At 68.3% G+C, this 1725-nt stretch carries 2 protein-coding genes; both read right to left on the bottom strand.

The window, feature by feature from the left end:
- Nucleotides 1–298: 298 nt before the first annotated feature.
- A complete protein-coding gene (locus RIF68_RS35905) occupies nucleotides 299–1213 on the bottom strand; it encodes a transposase (RefSeq protein WP_375165800.1) in 915 nt (304 codons plus the stop codon).
- Nucleotides 1183–1380 carry a hypothetical protein gene (locus RIF68_RS35900; protein WP_309055835.1) on the bottom strand — a complete coding sequence of 66 codons (198 nt, stop codon included), beginning with the start codon at nucleotides 1378–1380 and terminating at the stop codon, nucleotides 1183–1185. Before RIF68_RS35900 ends, RIF68_RS35905 begins: the two co-directional genes overlap by 31 nt.
- Between the last annotated feature and the right edge of the window lie 345 nt (nucleotides 1381–1725).

The raw sequence follows: 1725 nt of genomic DNA, 5'->3' as shown, positions 1-1725 counted from the left end.
GAACTGCACTCACGCCCCAGCCGGGAACCACCCGCCCCCGCACGACCAACAGCAAGCTGCTCCAACTCGCCACGGCGGCGAGTGCCAGGCCCCCCATGCCCATTGCCGTCGAAACGACCGGCGACAACCTCACGCTGGGCTGTGTACATGCGTCGGCCATGGAGGGTACGACTTCCCGAACACGCGGACGGTTGCACTGAGCGGACGAAACGCGGAAAGAACCCCCCCCAGGGGTCACGGCAAGGTCACGTCCGCTGGAGTGGTGTATCGACGGCCACTCGGTGATCTCGGTTTGAGGCTATGCGGTAAGTTCGGTGGGCAGGGACGTGTCGTCGGTTTCTGACTCGATCGGGTGGAGTCGGGCCTTGGCGAGCAGGTCGCGGCCCATGTAGCGGCGGGCCTCGGTCCACTCGTCGTTCTGCTCGGCCAGGACCGCCCCGACGAGCCGGATGACGGCGGTGCGGTCGGGGAAGATGCCGACTACGTCGGTGCGGCGGCGGATTTCCTTGTTCAGCCGTTCCTGCGGGTTGTTCGACCAGATCTGCCGCCAGATCTCCCGCGGAAAGGCCGTGAAGGCCGGCAGGTCGTGCTGGGCTCCGTCCAAATGGGCGGCCGCCTTGGGGAACTTGGCCTCCAGCGCGTCCAGCACGTGGGCTATCTGGGCCTTGACCGCGTCGGTGTGGGCTGTTCGAACACGGTCCGCAGCAGCGTGGCGACCCAGGGCTGGGCCGATCTCGGCACCTGGCTCAGCAGGTTCCTCGCGGTGGGGGTACCGCCCGCGCCCGTTCAGGGCGTGAGGGAGGGTGCGACAGCGCTGCCAGGAGGCGCCGGGCAGCACCGCGCCGATGGCGTCCACCAGGCCGGCGTGGGCGTCGGAGACGACGAGCTGGACGCCGGACAGGCCGCGGGCGATCAGAGAACGCAGGAAGGCGAGCCAGCCGGCGCCGTCCTCGGCGGTGGCGACGTCCAGACCGAGGATCTCGCGGTGTCCGTCGGCGTTGACACCGACCGCGACCAGCGCGTGCACGTTGATGATCCGGCCGCCTTCGCGGACCTTCTGCGTGAGTGCGTCGGCCCAGACGAACGAGTACGGGCCGGCGTCCAAGGGCCGGTCACGGAAGGCGGCGACCTGCTCGTCCAGGTGCTTGGCCATCGCGCTGACCTGGGACTTCGACAACTGCGTCACCCCCAGGGACTCGGCGAGCTTCTCCACTCGGCGGGTGGAGACACCGAGGAGGTCGCCGATGCGCTCATGTCGGCGGAGGCCGACGCCCTCTGCAACGCCGACGTCTTGACCATCGCGCGCAACAGGTCCGGACTCGCCGAGGCGAGGTTCTCCTCCGCGAGGGCGTGCAAGGGCAGACTGTCAGGTGCGGTCATCGTGCTGATCTCCTTCGAGGCTAGACACTTCGAAGATCAGCCGGTGGCCGTTCTCATATCCGGACGCTCACTCCGACGCCGGGCCAAACGCCCGGATCAGGTGGGAACCCGTACACCCCTTCCCAGGACGCAACCGTCACCGTGCACGTTCGCGGTCGAGCATGCGAACACCCCGGGCATAACGCTGGTGGTCACCACCGACCAGCCTCACCCGAGCAACTGGATAGGGCGCGAGACTGAGCCTGTACTGCCCTCCCTCCCGTGTTGCCGCGGCTGTCAGGCTTGCGCTGCATGGGGGTTGGACTCCGACGGCACAGGGCTCCGCGTTCCACCTGGGTCCCGCAT

The sequence above is a fragment of the Streptomyces sp. genome (genome assembly GCF_031178505.1).
GTDB lineage: Bacteria > Actinomycetota > Actinomycetes > Streptomycetales > Streptomycetaceae > Streptomyces > Streptomyces gulbargensis.
Note: the sequence above shows the minus strand (reverse complement) of the source record. Positions and strands in the feature narration are given on the sequence as shown.